The organism is Anabaena subtropica FACHB-260, assembly GCF_014697105.1.
Classification (GTDB): Bacteria; Cyanobacteriota; Cyanobacteriia; order Cyanobacteriales; family Nostocaceae; genus Trichormus; species Trichormus subtropicus.
In genome coordinates this window covers 26757-42390 of record NZ_JACJRF010000032.1, presented here as the reverse complement: position 1 = coordinate 42390, position 15634 = coordinate 26757, and the positions used below count along the sequence as shown (strand labels likewise).

Below are 15634 nucleotides of genomic sequence, written 5' to 3'. Positions count from 1 at the left end.
TTGTTAACTAATTACAACTTAATACTTACAATTATCGTGTGCTTTAGCTCAGATTAAGTTAGGCACGCGATTTTTCATGGAAATCATCAGATATTTGAGGCAATTTCTGCAATATTACTATCTATTATACTTAAATCTTCAGTACACATCGAATAGCCTTCTCAATACTATTCGGATAAGCAAAGGAAGCAGAGGAGGAAAGAGGATTATTGTTCAGTAATTCTTCTCTCCCTCTGCTTCTCTTTTCCCCCTGCCTGCCTCAACCAAAAATTCCTTAAACGAACGGTATTGAGAGCCTTCTTTTTTATTAATTATTGCTTTTCTATGCTAGTAACTATGGCTATGCTACACTGCGCGAAAAAAATCAAATTGGATTGTTATATCAATATTAAATCCAGTAATAATCAAACTCAAAAATAGACATATATCACTTATTTATGTCTTGTTAATCAAGATTTTAGACTTGATTTTCATGGAAGAAGTAAATAAAAATTGAATCAACGGTTAAGCAAATAAAAACTTAATCGCCTGAAACTACTGCTCAAAATGATACTTTTTTAGGAGTCAATCATGGCGTTTATTGCTGTTAAAGAATTACAAGCTACTGGTTCAGAATTGTTCCAAGATTCTGAAAGCTTCCTCAATGAATTGAACAATCTTGATGACTCTATTCATGGTGGTGGTAACTATTCTAATACCACCAATGGAGTTTTAGATTTAGCAGTAAAAGGATTTGAGTTTGGTGTCATTACCTATGGTATCGATGCTATTGGACATTTAGCTAAGTCTTACAGTTCTGCTGGTGGCGGTTACGGTTACTAGTAATTTTCCATTAGTCACTGCATAAATTTCGAGCTAAATAGCTCTGTTGAAATTGTGGAATGAGCGATTAAGCAAAATCAACATATAAAACTTAATCGACTGCACTTTCTAGTAAAAAAGCAAATCCTTTTAGGAGTCAATCATGGCATTTATTGCTGTTAAGGAATTACGTGCTACTGGTTCAGAGTTATTCCAAGACTCTGAAAGCTTCCTCAATGAATTGAATAATCTTGATGACTCTGTTCATGGTGGTAACTATTCTAATACTACCAATGGAGTTTTAGACTTGGCTGTGAAGGGATTTGAGTTTGGTGTCATCACTTATGGTATCGATGCTATCGGACACCTAGCTAAGTCTTTCAGTTCTGCTAATGGTGGTTACTACTAATTTCTCATTAGCTGGTGAGTAAAGACCGAGCTAAATAGCTCTGTTTTAATTGTGGCATAAGTGATTAAGTAATATTCAGTTATCAAGCTTAATTGCTTATGCTTTCGGCAAAACACAAATTATTTTAGGAGTCAATCATGGCGTTTATTGCTGTTAAAGAATTACAAGCTACTGGTGCAGAATTATTCCAAGACTCTGAAAGCTTCCTTAATGAATTGAACAATCTTGATGACTCTGTTCATGGTGGTAACTATTCTAAAACTACAAATGGAGTTTTAGACTTGGCTGAAAAGGGATTTGAGTTTGGTGTCATTACCTATGGTATCGATGCTATCGGACACCTAGCTAAGTCTTTCAGCGATGCTGGTAACGGTTATTACTAAAATTCACTTGCTGACTGCGTGAAGAATCGATCTCAATAGCTCTGTTGAAATTGTGGCATGAGCGATTAGGTTTTGAACTTCTTAATCGCCTGCACTTTCTATTAAAAACCAAAATTATTTTAGGAGTCGATCATGGCGTTTATTGCTGTTAAGGAATTACAAGCTACTGGTTCAGAGTTATTCCAAGATTCTGAAAGTTTCCTCAATGAATTGAACAATCTTGATGACTCTGTTCATGGTGGTAACTATTCTAAAACTACAAATGGAGTTTTAGACTTGGCTGTGAAGGGATTTGAGTTTGGTGTCATCACTTATGGTATCGATGCTATCGGACACCTAGCTAAGTCTTTCAGCGATGCTGGTAACGGTTATTACTAAAATTCACTTGCTGACTGCGTGAAGAATCGATCTCAATAGCTCTGTTGAAATTGTGGCATGAGCGATTAGGTTTTGAACTTCTTAATCGCCTGCACTTTCTATTAAAAACCAAAATTATTTTAGGAGTCAATCATGGCGTTTATTGCTGTTAAGGAATTACAAGCTACTGGTTCAGAGTTATTCCAAGATTCTGAAAGTTTCCTCAATGAATTGAACAATCTTGATGACTCGGTTCATGGTGGTAACTATTCTAAAACTACAAATGGAGTTTTAGACTTGGCTGTGAAGGGATTTGAGTTTGGTGTTATCACCTATGGTATTGATGCCATTGGACACTTAGCTAAGTCTTACAGTTCTGCTCTATAAGTACTAAGTTAAAAGCTCTGTTGAAATTGAGACAACAGCGATTAAGCTATATCAAAATATTCAGCTTAATCGCCTGCACTTTCCATTGCAAACCAAAATTATTTTAGGAGTCAATCATGGCGTTTATTGCTGTTAAGGAATTACAAGCTACTGGTGCAGAATTATTCCAAGACTCTGAAAGCTTCCTCAATGAATTGAACAATCTTGATGACTCGGTTCATGGTGGTAACTATTCTAATACTACCAATGGAGTTTTAGACTTGGCTGTGAAGGGATTTGAGTTTGGTGTCATCACTTATGGTATTGATGCTATCGGACACCTAGCTAAGTCTTACAGTTCTGCTCTATAAGTACTAAGTTAAAAGCTCTGTTGAAATTGAGACAACAGCGATTAAGCTATATCAAAATATTCAGCTTAATCGCCTGCACTTTCCATTGCAAACCAAAATTATTTTAGGAGTCAATCATGGCGTTTATTGCTGTTAAGGAATTACAAGCTACTGGTTCAGAATTATTCCAAGATTCTGAAAGCTTCCTTAATGAATTGAACAATCTTGATGATTCCGTTCATGGTGGTAACTATTCTAAAAGCACCAACGGAGTTTTAGATTTAGCGGCGAAAGGATTTGAGTTTGGTGTCATCACTTATGGTATTGATGCTATTGGACACTTGGCAATTTCTTTCAGTTCTGCTGCATAAATACTAAGCTCAATAGCTTTGTTGAGATTGTGCCATGAGCGATTAAACAATATATTGTTTAATCGCTTGTAATCTCTCTTAAGTATAAATTTAAGCTGAGGATATAACTCTGATTTTAATAATAGTACAATAAAAGTACTTTATCTAAAGTATTTTTATTAAACGTCAGTTATTTGACCAATACAAAAATGTCCAAAATAGTTATTACTGAATTACATTTTAATGATTCGGAAAAAATTTTTATTGACCTAAATGACGGAGATTGTAAATTAATATATGGTGGAAACAATCATTCTCCTACTCAAATATTAGAATTTGTAGAAAAGGTTTTTGAATTTGCTATTGTAGCATTTGCAATAGCTACTATTGTAGAACTAGTGGATTCATATTTAGCTAAAAACAGACAATAGAAAACAAAAGCTAAAGCTAATTTGAATCTTATTTATAAATATTCAATAAAGATTCAAGTTTGCTCCCATCTAACAAAAACTTAGTAGCTTTTACAATATCAGTTCAATACCGCATATTGTTGCAACCCTAAAAAAATAATTATTAATGTTGTAAATCATCTTCTGACTATGCCACCATTTATCTTGAGTTCTCAAAATGTATTCGAGTACCTAATTTCGTTAAATTTGTGTACTTCTGATGAGCAGTCCTTAAGCAAAATAGAGCTAAAACCTGCTAAAAACTTTAATTTATTAGTTACTTTTCCAGACGGGAGGAAACTGCTTGTTAAACAAGAGCGTCATAATTTAGAAGGAAAAACAACTGGTGAATTTTTGCTAGAATGGCGCATTCACGATTTTGTGAGAAAATTTCCAGAACTTAGCCATATACGTTCCCGTTTATCAGAAGCAGTACAGTTTAATTGGGAAAATTCTATTATTATTTTCAATTATCTTGATAATTATCGAGATTTGATGGATTTTTATGCCAAGGAGAATTTAAATTTATTTCCCATTCAGCTAGCAAAGGCAGTTGGCAATACTTTGGCATTAATTCATCGCACATCATTTAACAGTGAAAAGTATCGAGAGTTCTTTCAAAATCCTAGTGATACTACACTTAACCCCACAACACCTAATCTAAATCGGGGATTAGAAAGACTGGCTCCAGAAATATTTGGTAAGGTTCCTGCTGATGGTCTGAGATTTTTTGCTCTATATCAACGTTACGATAGTTTGGGTCAGGCGATCGCACAATTACTCAATAGCTTTACTCCCTGTTGTCTCACCCATAATGACCTGAAGTTGAACAATATTCTTCTCTCTCTCAATTGGGAAGATGCAGATGATGAAAATATTGTCCGCTTAATTGACTGGGAACGTGGTAATTGGGGAGACCCCGCAAATGATTTAGGTACAGTCATCGCCAGCTACTTGCAAATTTGGTTGTACAGCATGGTTACTGGTAAATCAATTGCTCTTGAAGAGTCTTTACGTCTAGCAGCTACCCCCTTGTATGTTCTCCAACCTTCAATGAGAGAGTTAGTAACGGCTTATCTCACTAATTTCCCAGAAATCTTAGAACATCGGCCAGATTTCTTACAACGGGTAATGCAATTTTGTGGTTTAGCTTTAGTTACCGCTATTCAAGCTCAACTCCAGTATGAAAAAACCTTTGGGAATGCAGGTATTTGTATGCTGCAAGTCGCCAAAAGTTTGTTGTGTCGTCCAGAAGCATCTATCCCCACAATTCTTGGTGTGCAGTTATCAGATATTTCACCTGCAAGTTTGTCTCAGCGTTAATTAGGGAGTGGGGGGAGATAGGGAAGAATTTCTACTTACCTTATCTTTCTATCTCCCTCATCCCCCTCATCTCTCAAAATCATTTATGGACAAATCTCTATGCAACTATTAGATTCTCTATCTGTGCAATTGTCGGATATTCCAGAGTCATTGCAGATATCATTGCAAGACATTATTCATAATCTTGAAATTCAGTCTCAGTATTGTATTAAGCATCCAAACTATAAAGCCTTAGAGTTACCTGAGTCTTCAGTATCTCGGTTTCAAAAATTATCTTCAGATTTACAAAATAAGTACTTGAGTCAGCAATTGCGTAGTTTTCTTTACGGTATTTATTACAATGGTTCATTGAAAAGTGTTTTGGCATCTGATGCAGAGATATCTAATTTAGCCGTCAACCAAAATTTAGAGAATAATACATTTTTGGGTGTAGACCTAGCTTTTTACGATCGCCTGCATGAAAATAACAGAGGTACTGGCTACTGGAATTATGGTTGGCAAGTAGTTAGAGAAGAATCAGATGGTACTTTCGCTGTGTATCGAGATGGTTTGACTCTGCACGTTGAACGGGGTGGTTTGGAAACTAATACTATAGATGACTCTGTTGGTATCCAACTGCCGAAAAATCTAGTCCAAAATGGATTTTATATGGCTGTAGCAAACGCAGGTGCTGCACCACACAATCAAACTCTGGTGCGTGTCTACTTCAACTTAACACCAGATGGTGCAGTTGCTGTCATGGACAATTTGACTACACACCTCAACGCTATCCCTGTTAACTTCACATTTAAAGCACTATATAATCCTTCTGATTATGACCGCTATGACTCAGCCGTGCTGTATTTTGGTAAAAATGACTATGAAAAGGTTCACCCTGTCCTAGAGAGGCTTTATGCAGAAAATCAAGGGCATTTTCAGGAACAAGTACCCCTATTTACTAAGCCTATCGCATCTGGGTTAGCGATCGCAGAAGAACCAAACCATAGATTTGGCGAAAACGAAAGTTTTGGGACACACCGTTGTCAAATTGTGGCTAATGGTTTGTTGGAGGCTTGGCAACAAGGTAATGATACGCCAATAGGTAGGATGACTGCAATTTTGCAACACTTCTCTTCACTCAACATTGAATTGCAGCGTCCTTACCTCAATGCTTACTCCGAAGATATCTATACACCTTTGTAATCTTCAAATTTCATCTTCATCATTGAAGTTAGAGATGTATTGATATTGAGTTGACTGATTTTTCACTCGGTAAACAGGTTTTGGCAGCTATTCCGGTTGGGCAAAAGGCTATTTCTCAATAATACTTAAAATTTAGGCTTATGACTCAAGAACTTTCCCAGCATCATCAACTTTCTGACTGTGCAATTCTCACTGAAGAATGGGAGGCTATTCTTAAGGCTATATCTACTGGTAAGTATTCTTGGGCTTGTGTATTAATCCTCCAGACAGTTGGTTATAATCCTCTTACATATATCCCTTATCGTACCTATATTCGCTTACGTAAAAATAATCCCACACCTAACATTATTAAAATTCGTAAAACCAATAGTATAAATGTTAAGTTCGTGGCGATAAAAACAAAGATTATAGCTATAGACTCAAGTCATCTTTAACAGATTTTAAAATTATTTACTCTGTGCCTATGTGGTTCAATAAGGGAACACCAAAAAAAATTATTCCAAATTGACGGTTAGTAGGGTGCGTCAGTATGAATAATTTCTTGGTACAGCTAGATTTTCTTGCACTGACGCACCCAACCTACTTGGATATTTTTTATCTGGAAGTCCCTAAAAAAGCTTACATCACAGAGGCACAGAGAGGGATAAATTTAATTTATTCCCCATTTAGGCTGGTTTTGGCAATTCTGATGAGGATGGAGAATAGCCATTTTGAGAAAGGTCAGCCACAAGTTCTAAATTAGTAATTTGTTGTTGTAACCAATTAGTAAAAAAATCTTTAAGTATTTGAATCCGTCGTGACTCATCTAATTCTGGTGTAATGATTTCTTCAACAACAATTATATGTACTCCTTGGGGTGTAATTATTGGTTTAAGAATTTGGGGAGGGGTTGCAGCAAAAACTGCGGCTGCTATTTCTGGACGAAAATCTTGACGATAGCGAGTACCTTGATACCCTCCAGCGCGGCGAATTTCGGGATATTGGATATATTGACGGGCGATCTCTTGAAAGCTGATTTCGCCCTCTTGTAAAGCATAAAATAACTCTAAAGCTAAGTCTTCGTCATCTAAAATAACTTCATAAGTTACCGCTCCAGTATAATCAATTTTGTGAGCATAAAAATAAGGTTCAACTTTTTCTGCAAATAAATATTCCGCTAATTTCATATACAGTAAGTTTGTTTTCGCTACTTCTTCAAAATCATCTATAGTTAGGTAGTGTTTTTGTAGCCAATTCCAAGTATCATCTGCTTTCAGTAAGCGGTTAGCCAAGCGCATACTATCAGCCGCTTGTTGTAGTTCTTCTACACTTAATTCAATTCCGACTTCTGCGGCTGTATGGGCAATAATTCTCTGAGTAGCGATCGCTTCTAATATACTAGGAACTTGGAAAGATAATTTCAGGTGATTAATAATGTCTTCGGCTGACATTTTCAATAATTTATCCATATTACGTTCTCTCCCGTTTTTCAACTAAATTAAATTGATATTTTGCAGTAATTATTCATTTATTATGATTGCGTGATAAATGTTTTCTAGACTCTATCTAGTGATAGTTTTCAATCTTCAATAATTAATATGATAGTCCGATTTCATTCTTAATAAATAGCATAAATTTAGTTCATAGTGAGGGATTTAGCCCTTTTATTAGGACTAAACTCCTGACTACAAACTTTGAATTATTTATTATGTTCTATTTAAGTAGCGTGAGTTAGAACTAACGTCCATAACGCACGGGAAATCTTAGATGGTGTGTTGCACTATGGGACAACACACGCTACAAAAAATTATTGGCAGACAAATTAAGGAAGAAAGTTAAAGCTCTAACCCACCTTTTTGTAACTTCTTGAATGGGTCTAAGATGAAATCAATAACTCGACGCTGACGGATAATTACTTCGGCGGTTGCTGATTGACCAGGAGTTAAGGAAATCCGCTTATTACCAGCTTGAATATAAGGATGCTCTAGGGTAATATCCATTTCATAAACTTCTATGTTGCCCTGGCTTGTAGTTTGTATTTTCGAGTCAGGAGAAATCCAGCTAACACGTCCTGGCAATACTCCATAATCTTGGAAAGGATAGGCATCAAATTTGATTTTAACTGGCATTCCTACCTTCAAGAAACCACTGTGTTGACTAGGCATTGAGCTTCTGAGAACTAATGCTGCATTCTTGGGAGCAATTTGAGCAACGATCTGTCCAGCTTCAACTACGGGGCCTGGTTTGTCGATAGGCAGATCAAAAATCGTACCATCAACAGGCGATCGCACTATTCTTTGTTGCATTTGAATCTTGAAGGCGTTAATCTGGCTCTTGGTTTGGATGATTTCTGATTGCAATGTCGTTAGTTGGTTTTGCAGGTCTTTGAGTTGTTCCTGACTTCTTAACAGCGCCAATTTACCTGTTTGTACAAGGCTTTGATAGCTACTTTGCTGTTCTTGTAGCCGGAGTTTTGCTTGCTCAATGTCAGCTAAAGTTTGGCTGACAGTTGTTTGATAACGGCTGCCTTGTTCTTGCAAGCGTAATTGGGCTTGAGTAAAATCAGCATTAGCTTGCAATAGAGAACGTTGACTTTCTTCAGCTATCTTTTCTAGTTCTACAACTTTAATTTGCGCGATCGCACCTTGTTTTAACAGTTGGCGATAGCGTGCAACTTCCTTAATATCTCTTTGCAAACGACTATTAGCTAAATTCCTAGCTAATTGAGCGGAATTAATATTTTGCCTAGCTTGTTCAACTAGAGACAATTTTTCTAATTTTTGTAAGTTATATGTACTTTGTCTAGCATCAAGATTTTGCTGCGCCTGATGGACTTGAGCCATCTTTTCTAATTCTTGGGCTTGATTTTGCTGTTGTTGGATGTTAATTGTTAACATCAATTGGTTTTTGAGTAGTTCTTGTTGTCCTTGACGATTGATCAGTTCTTCTAACCTTGTCTGCGCTTGCTCTACCTGTGTTTGCAACACATCAGAATCTAATTCCAATAGCACTTGTCCGGCTTTGACAGTCGCTCCTTCTTCCACATTCACAGCTTTGACATTACTGGTAATCGCAACACCTAATTTTTGCGTTGCGCCTTGGGGTTCTAAACGCCCTCTGGCGCTGCCAGTTTCATCTACCTTGGTGAACATTGCCCAAGGTAAAACAACGATTGTAAAGCTGATGAGCAAATACAGCATGGAGCGCGTCCAGCGCTGCGGTAAAGCATCTAGTAGTTCTTCTGTGCCGTAAAACCAATCGTTTGTCTCCGTTCCTGTCTGTGTCCGATAATCAACGAAGTCATGAGCATCTTGACCTCGTTGCAGCTGATCCGGCTGTTGTTGAACAAGTACAGATGATGAATTAACAGATGGATGTGGCATAAATTATTTAGCGGAAATGTGGGATATAACATGGAGTATCATCTAGTACCGATTGCTGAGTAAGATACTTACTCAGCACGCTGCTCTACGCCGCGCTAACGGTACTCATGACTCAGCACTAAGTAGTTCCCAGTTCCTCAACCTGCTTGTGCCAATTGTTGTTGGTTGAGATAAAAATAATGACCTCTTCTGGCAATTAATTCATCGTGGGTTCCAGTTTCGACTAATAAGCCGCGATCTAAAACCAGGATCAGGTCTGCATGGCGCACGGTGGACAGGCGGTGGGCAATGATAATACTGGTGCGCCCTTTGAGTATAGTTTTCAGATTGTTTTGAATTATACGTTCTGATTCAGAATCGAGATGACTGGTTGCTTCATCTAACAACAGTAGACGGGGGTCTCCTAACAAAGCACGGGCGATCGCTAAACGTTGTCGTTGTCCGCCAGATAACATCCCCCCACCTTCACCAATTTGGGTTTCATATCCTACTGGCATTTGCTTGATAAAGTCATCTGCTCCTGCTAAACGGGCGACGGCAATAATCTCTTCTAAAGGAGCGTCTGGGTGAGCAATGCTGATATTTTCGCGGATTGTGCCGCCAAATAAAAAGGTATCTTGATCGACAACACCGATTTGTGAACGGAGCGATCGCAGGGCTATATTAGTCACATCTTGCCCATCAATTAAAACTTTTCCATCTGTCGGGGGATATAAACCCAAAATCAGTTTAAACAGGGTGGTTTTGCCGGAACCACTCCGCCCTACCACAGCCACGGTTTGCTCAGGCTTGATTTCAAAGCTGAGATTTTCTAAGATGTTGCGATCGCTTTCTGGATGATAACGAAATGTGACATTATCAAAGCGAATATGTCCTTGTAATCTTGGTAAAAATTGCCGATGTTGGCGTTGTAAATCTTCCTCTGGTTCTGCTTCTAATACATCGTTAATTCGTTCTGTAGAAATAACTACTTCTTGCAATTGATTCCACAATACTACCAACCTCTGAAAGGGGCGAATAATATTACCCAACAGCATATTAAAGGCGACTAATTGCCCTATCGTCAGTTGGTTTTGAATCACCAACCATGCCCCAAACCAAAGTAATCCCGTAGTCACCAGAGTTTCTAAGGCAGAACTAAAAATTTGTAATTTGTTACTAATTATCTGCCCGGTGAAGGTTTTTCTGATGACATTATTCAGTTGTTCTTCCCAATGCCAACGGACTGTTTGTTCAATTGCCATCGAGCGAATTGAGCGAATACCAGAGAGGGATTGAATTAAATAACTATTCTCGCTAGCTGTAGCACTAAAAACCTCCCGACTAATGCGACGTAAAAATGGTGTAGCAATGATTGCCAACAACATAAAAGGCGGCACAATCGCTAAACTCAGCAACGCCATTGCTGAACTGTACCAAAACATCAATGCTACATAGATAAACACTGTCAGCAAGTCTAAAATGATTGACAATGCTTCCCCAGTCAAAAAGCGCTGAATCTTTTGGTTTTCTTGGACGCGAGAAACAATATCCCCGACGTAACGCGACTCAAAAAACGACAAGGGTAAACGGAAGGTATGTTTAATAAAACCTACCAGTAGAGATATGCTGATGCGGTTGGCTGTATGGTCTAGCAAATATTGCCTTAGTCCGTTGAGTGCAACACGGAATAAACCAAATATCATTAACCCCAAACCCACTGCATTTAATGTCAAAGTGCTTCCTTGAACAATCACCCTATCTAATAACAACTGAGTAAATAGGGGTGTGATTAGTCCAAACACTTGAATCAATAAAGAAGCGCTGAATACCTCCACCAACACCCGCGTGTGGGGTTTAACTAACTCAAACAGTTGCCAGAATGATGTATTCGCTTCCTGGTTTTCTTTGAGTTCAGTTGTCGGTTGTAGTAACAAGGCGTAACCAGTCCAACCAGCTTTAAATTCAGCCAGGCTAAGGTTACGTTGTCCGATTGCCGGATCACCGACAATTACCTGTCTTTTATTAATTTCATAAACTACAATGTAGTGTACACCTTCCCAGTGTGCGATCGCTGGTAGCTGTTGTTGTGCCAATTTATCCAGGCTTGCTTTTACCGGACGGGTAGTAAAACCAATGGTTTCGGCTGCTGCTGTTAAACCTTTCAGCGATGCACCATCACGATTGACGTTAGTTAAATCCCGCAGCCGATTTACACTCAAACGCTTACCCCAATAGCGGCTAATCATCACCAAACAAGCTGCACCACAATCAGCCGCACTTTGTTGTTCAAATATGGGATAGCGCTTAGTCAGTCGTCCCCATAAATGACCAACTTTTACACGCGGACTAGGAAAATAGGCTCGTCGTTGCTTTTGTTTTGGCTTGGGTTCTGGTTCCTTAATAACTGGGGATGGAAGATTAAGTAAGGGAGATTGAGTAGCATTTTCCCCACTCTCCACTCCCCACTCCCTACTCCCCAATTCCGGCCAATATTCCTGTGCTACTTGCCAATTATCATTCTTGAGGATGTAGACAATAGCGGATTGCGTTACCCGCCAAGTTCCCTGTTTGCTGTATTGAGAGATTTTTCCAGGTTGAAATGTGCGTCCACTATTTTTTACTAATTCTCCCCGACGCAACAGCCAAAGCTTAGTATCTTCAAAGATTTGATTTGGTAGTGAGCCAATATCTAAAGTATGCCGTTCAAATAAAGCTAGGGCTTTAATTATCTCCTCCACCGAGCTATTTTGCGGCAATAAGGAATTTTGACAACATAGCACCAACAAATCCCAAGTTTCGGCGTGTTTTTTCAGGCGATCGCCAATACTGGTATTTTCACCCATCAATTCTTGTAAAATTGCTTGGGGAAGATAGCCGAGTTTTAAGTTTACTGAAGCTCTGGCGACATAAGGAATAAAGTCTGCGTCAGGAAACAGCGTCAATTCCCCAAATGATGTACCAGTTGAGAGGGTAGTAATTAAGTTGTGAGTGCTATCTAGCAGCCTGACTTTACCCCCAAGAACAATATGAATACCCGCCGATGCTGTAGCTGCTTGCCAAAATTGTTTGGCAATGGGTGGTTCAATAATTTCTAAAGCTGAAATGCACTTTTCTAATTCTCTTTCGGATAAAGACTCACCCAAGAGTTGGGTGAGTTGTTCGGCTAAATATTGCCGGGAAAACCCTGATGGCATTTCCCTACCTCCAACCCCTTTGGGGAATTCAAAATTCTCTCATAGCCTACGGCTAGGCTAAGGCCACCGTAGGGAAAGCTTGCGCCAACAAAATTCAAAATTCGGGATTTTCTGGATAATTTTGAATTATTGAGACCAAGCATAATTACGAATTAATCGACCAATTAAAACTAGGCTTAGAGGTAGTTTGTAAGTCACCAATTGTAATCCCAGCATCCTCAATAGGATTAGCTGGTTTTGGCTGGGAACTTTTGCGTTTAGTAGAAAGTCCCATTTGTTTGAGCAGGCGATTGATGTGGCGATCGCTAATTTCAATCCCTAACTCTGCGGCTAAATGCTTGCTTAACCATTGAGCAGTCCAATAAGTAAAAGCATAGCCATAATCACGAGGACTATTACTCACCAATTCTCTTAGTCTTTCTAAATATTGAGCATTAACAATCTTCGGTCTACCTATTGGACGTTCGTTCCATTTGTGTGCTAAACCCGCTTCGGCTATTCCAATCCAATAACGTGCCATTTCTTGCGAACAACCCAATATTTCGCAAATTTGAGTTTGAGATTTACCAATATCTGCCATTAACATAATTTCGATGCGTCGGCGATATTCTGGCTGTAGATTATTTTGTAAATGTTTGAGTAAAGCCTTACGTTGGAAAGGCGTTAAAAACTTGCTTTCTTGGTTTTCGTAAATACTAAAAACTGTGTCTTGAGTAAAGGTATTTGACATAATCATTACCAGTTGCTGTCTAATGTAAAATTGCGGCAAATTTATGGATTGCAACTATTAGTAAGCCAAGTTTAAATTTATGGATAAGTAAGTTCTTATTCAGGTTTTTAGCCCTGATTCTTCTAAGTACTATAGTGCTTACTACAAACCCCAAAAATAACTTGACAAAGTACTAATAAAACAAGGCATAGATAAGCCAAATATCAGAAATATTGGTAGAAAACCTTGCAAAAACGTAATTACGAATTACGTTGTCCTTAGCCTTAGTTATTGAGGCCCTAGCCTAGCCGTAAGCTATTACACATTTCACCTTGCAGTACTAGTTTTCTAGATACAAAATTCATCTGTCACTGATATACAGATGATGAGTGTTTACCCCCCTATTTGTAAGAAAATTAGGGTGGCTATTTATCAGCATTTAGCATTCAGAATCCGGTAGTCAAAATAGTCAAACCTTTTGAGACGTAAGTGTAATCCAATTGTTCTGCACTGGTTAACCTTAATAACTTGATAGTTTTTTTGAAGCTTGGTGTAATGCTGGTATTTAGCTCAATGCAGGTAATTTACTGAATTCTAATACTTACTCTGATTCTTAGGATGTTACCGAACTCTGCAATTTTGCTTCAGAGGTAAGCCTCTCAATCTTTAAACTTAGGTTTCTAGACACTAAAAAGAAGGTGAAGCCTGTTATACATTGGAATAAAAAAACATATACGGTTAGGTATAAATGTAAAAAATATATTTACATTAACCTAACACTAATTGTTTTCTCAGCAGCCGAATATGATGTGCCTACAGTCAATTAAAAGACAAAATTAGAGCAAAAGTGACAGTTATCAATTTAGTGCTAAACACCACTGTTATTCTTTTAAGAATTTTTCATCCTATAGTCAATAGGTTTTATCAAAAAATCCTAAACTTCATCAAATCTTTATATTAAACTCACTGAAAGTTAAATATTACTTATTGTTCCGATTGGATTCTGAATAATTTATTAGTTTTTCTTCTATTTAATAGACAAAAAAATAAGGCACATAATTTTATTCTCCATTTTATTTGTTCAGCATTAAAATAGAATATTCTAAATAAAAATATTAAATTTCCCTCTATCTTAAGCATGAAACAAAGAATGTATGAAAATTTAATTTTTGAAAAAATTCAACATCTGTAGAGTAAGCATTAGTCAATGTATCATATCTTGGTGGGTATTTCCCGGATACATCCATTTCCCAAATTAAGTATAAATCTTATAGCGAAATTAATTTTTAAAATAGCTTATTTACCGAGTAAAATATTTTTACTATGAATAAATAATAACTACTCATCTTAGTAGTATTCAAGCTAACATTAAAACTATCAAATCAATCAACTTCACATTTGACGTCATTATGATGACAAATATTTAATGTGTATTATGACTATTTAGTATTTTGGTAAATGATGAGTAATGGACGAATTAAGTATATTATTTAGTTCCGTAACTAACCATTGGTGAAACATATTACCGAGAATTTCTTGATATCGTTCTAGAGTTAATTCAGCAGACACAAATTCTTCTACCATAAATAGGTGATAACCTTGCTCAGTTTGCAGAGGGCCAACTAACTGTTTAGGTGAAGTTCTAAATATGACAGCAGCTATATTTGATGGAAGTGCGAACCGATAAACTTTACCTTCATAACCGCATTTTTGCCTACGAAAATCATCAATATTATATAAGTATGCAGCCTCATAGAAACTGATTTCATCATCTTCGATTTGGTAGTATATTTCCTGAGCAAGTTGTTCTGAATCGACAATAATTTGGTAGAGACTAACTTGCTCAAACTCTAGTTGGTTTTGGATAAAGAAAGCTTCCACTTTGTCAGCAAATAGGAAATTAGCCAACTTTTGAGATAATAAGCGATCGCGAATACCCATTTCCCAATCCTCAGGGGAAACCAACTGATCTTCTAACCACGCCATTGTATCTGCGGCTTTCTCTAAACGCTTTTCCCGGCGCTGGCGGTTGGCTTCAGTTTCAATTTCTTCTGTTGTCACCGTGATTCCTCTGACCTCGGCTACTTGCCAGATCAACCTTTGAAATAAAATTTTTTGATAAACTTCCTTTAAATTCATATCTTTTTTGAGAAAATTAACAATTTCCTCAGGCGCAATAAATACCTTTGTTAAGTCATTCATTAATGTATTAGAAGGTAGCTATGTTGTGTACTGAAGTTATAACAAGCAAATGTTTAATACAAGTAGCTAGGCGCGAATATTTATAACTATGTAAAGACAAATTAAATGTAAAGTGTGTTGTCGCGCAGCGCACCGCCAATAATCCAAGGTGCATTAGCCTACCGCATAAAACATCCTATATATCTACATAATTTCACCAATCCAGTGTAATCTAT

16 protein-coding genes are annotated in these 15634 nt (G+C 37.5%); 11 read left to right on the top strand and 5 right to left on the bottom strand.

The genetic code is table 11. The annotated features are described in order from the left end of the window. Positions 1–570: 570 nt before the first annotated feature. The 11 genes from H6G18_RS17270 to H6G18_RS17220 all read left to right on the top strand — a co-directional run bounded on the left by H6G18_RS17270 (position 571) and on the right by H6G18_RS17220 (position 6404). Positions 571–822 (top strand): hypothetical protein, encoded by a 252-nt coding sequence (locus tag H6G18_RS17270; protein ID WP_190408332.1) that lies wholly within the window; start codon positions 571–573, stop codon positions 820–822. 142 nt (positions 823–964) lie between these two features. Beyond that, positions 965–1210 (top strand): hypothetical protein, encoded by a 246-nt coding sequence (locus H6G18_RS17265; RefSeq protein WP_190408331.1) that lies wholly within the window; start codon positions 965–967, stop codon positions 1208–1210. 137 nt (positions 1211–1347) lie between these two features. Then, positions 1348–1593 carry a hypothetical protein gene (locus H6G18_RS17260; protein WP_190408330.1) on the top strand — a complete coding sequence of 82 codons (246 nt, stop codon included), beginning with the start codon at positions 1348–1350 and terminating at the stop codon, positions 1591–1593. Positions 1594–1725: 132 nt separating this feature from the next. Beyond that, positions 1726–1971, top strand: coding sequence for a hypothetical protein (locus H6G18_RS17255; RefSeq protein WP_190408329.1), 246 nt, complete (start codon positions 1726–1728; stop codon positions 1969–1971). Positions 1972–2103: 132 nt separating this feature from the next. After that, on the top strand, positions 2104–2337 hold the full coding sequence (locus H6G18_RS17250; protein WP_190408328.1) for a hypothetical protein: 234 nt from the start codon (positions 2104–2106) through the stop codon (positions 2335–2337). A 116-nt stretch (positions 2338–2453) separates the two neighbouring features. Continuing rightward, positions 2454–2687, top strand: a complete 234-nt coding sequence (locus H6G18_RS17245; RefSeq protein WP_190408327.1) for a hypothetical protein — start codon at positions 2454–2456, stop codon at positions 2685–2687. A gap of 116 nt (positions 2688–2803) precedes the next feature. Next, positions 2804–3037, top strand: a complete 234-nt coding sequence (locus tag H6G18_RS17240; RefSeq protein WP_190408326.1) for a hypothetical protein — start codon at positions 2804–2806, stop codon at positions 3035–3037. Positions 3038–3225: 188 nt separating this feature from the next. Next, the gene (locus H6G18_RS17235) at positions 3226–3447 is read left to right on the top strand and encodes a hypothetical protein (RefSeq protein ID WP_190408325.1); all 222 of its coding nucleotides are present in this window, start codon (positions 3226–3228) and stop codon (positions 3445–3447) included. A gap of 168 nt (positions 3448–3615) precedes the next feature. Then, positions 3616–4788, top strand: coding sequence for an aminoglycoside phosphotransferase family protein (locus tag H6G18_RS17230; RefSeq protein ID WP_190408324.1), 1173 nt, complete (start codon positions 3616–3618; stop codon positions 4786–4788). Between the two features lie 99 nt (positions 4789–4887). Further along, positions 4888–5970, top strand: coding sequence for a T3SS effector HopA1 family protein (locus H6G18_RS17225; RefSeq protein WP_190408323.1), 1083 nt, complete (start codon positions 4888–4890; stop codon positions 5968–5970). Positions 5971–6110: 140 nt separating this feature from the next. Then, a complete protein-coding gene (locus tag H6G18_RS17220; RefSeq protein WP_190408322.1) occupies positions 6111–6404 on the top strand; it encodes a HetP family heterocyst commitment protein in 294 nt (97 codons plus the stop codon). Positions 6405–6635: 231 nt separating this feature from the next. Here the strand turns inward: H6G18_RS17220 and H6G18_RS17215 are convergent, their stop codons facing one another. From H6G18_RS17215 to H6G18_RS17195, 5 genes are all read right to left on the bottom strand, one after another. Then, positions 6636–7418, bottom strand: a complete 783-nt coding sequence (locus H6G18_RS17215; protein WP_190408321.1) for a peptidylprolyl isomerase — start codon at positions 7416–7418, stop codon at positions 6636–6638. Between the two features lie 366 nt (positions 7419–7784). Next, complete coding sequence (locus tag H6G18_RS17210; protein ID WP_190408320.1) at positions 7785–9332, bottom strand: HlyD family efflux transporter periplasmic adaptor subunit; 1548 nt, start codon at positions 9330–9332, stop codon at positions 7785–7787. Positions 9333–9469: 137 nt separating this feature from the next. Continuing rightward, positions 9470–12508, bottom strand: coding sequence for a peptidase domain-containing ABC transporter (locus tag H6G18_RS17205; protein ID WP_190408319.1), 3039 nt, complete (start codon positions 12506–12508; stop codon positions 9470–9472). 145 nt (positions 12509–12653) lie between these two features. Further along, on the bottom strand, positions 12654–13244 hold the full coding sequence (locus H6G18_RS17200; RefSeq protein WP_390825246.1) for a helix-turn-helix domain-containing protein: 591 nt from the start codon (positions 13242–13244) through the stop codon (positions 12654–12656). A 1416-nt stretch (positions 13245–14660) separates the two neighbouring features. Further along, the gene (locus H6G18_RS17195) at positions 14661–15419 is read right to left on the bottom strand and encodes a peptidylprolyl isomerase (RefSeq protein WP_190408317.1); all 759 of its coding nucleotides are present in this window, start codon (positions 15417–15419) and stop codon (positions 14661–14663) included. Between the last annotated feature and the right edge of the window lie 215 nt (positions 15420–15634).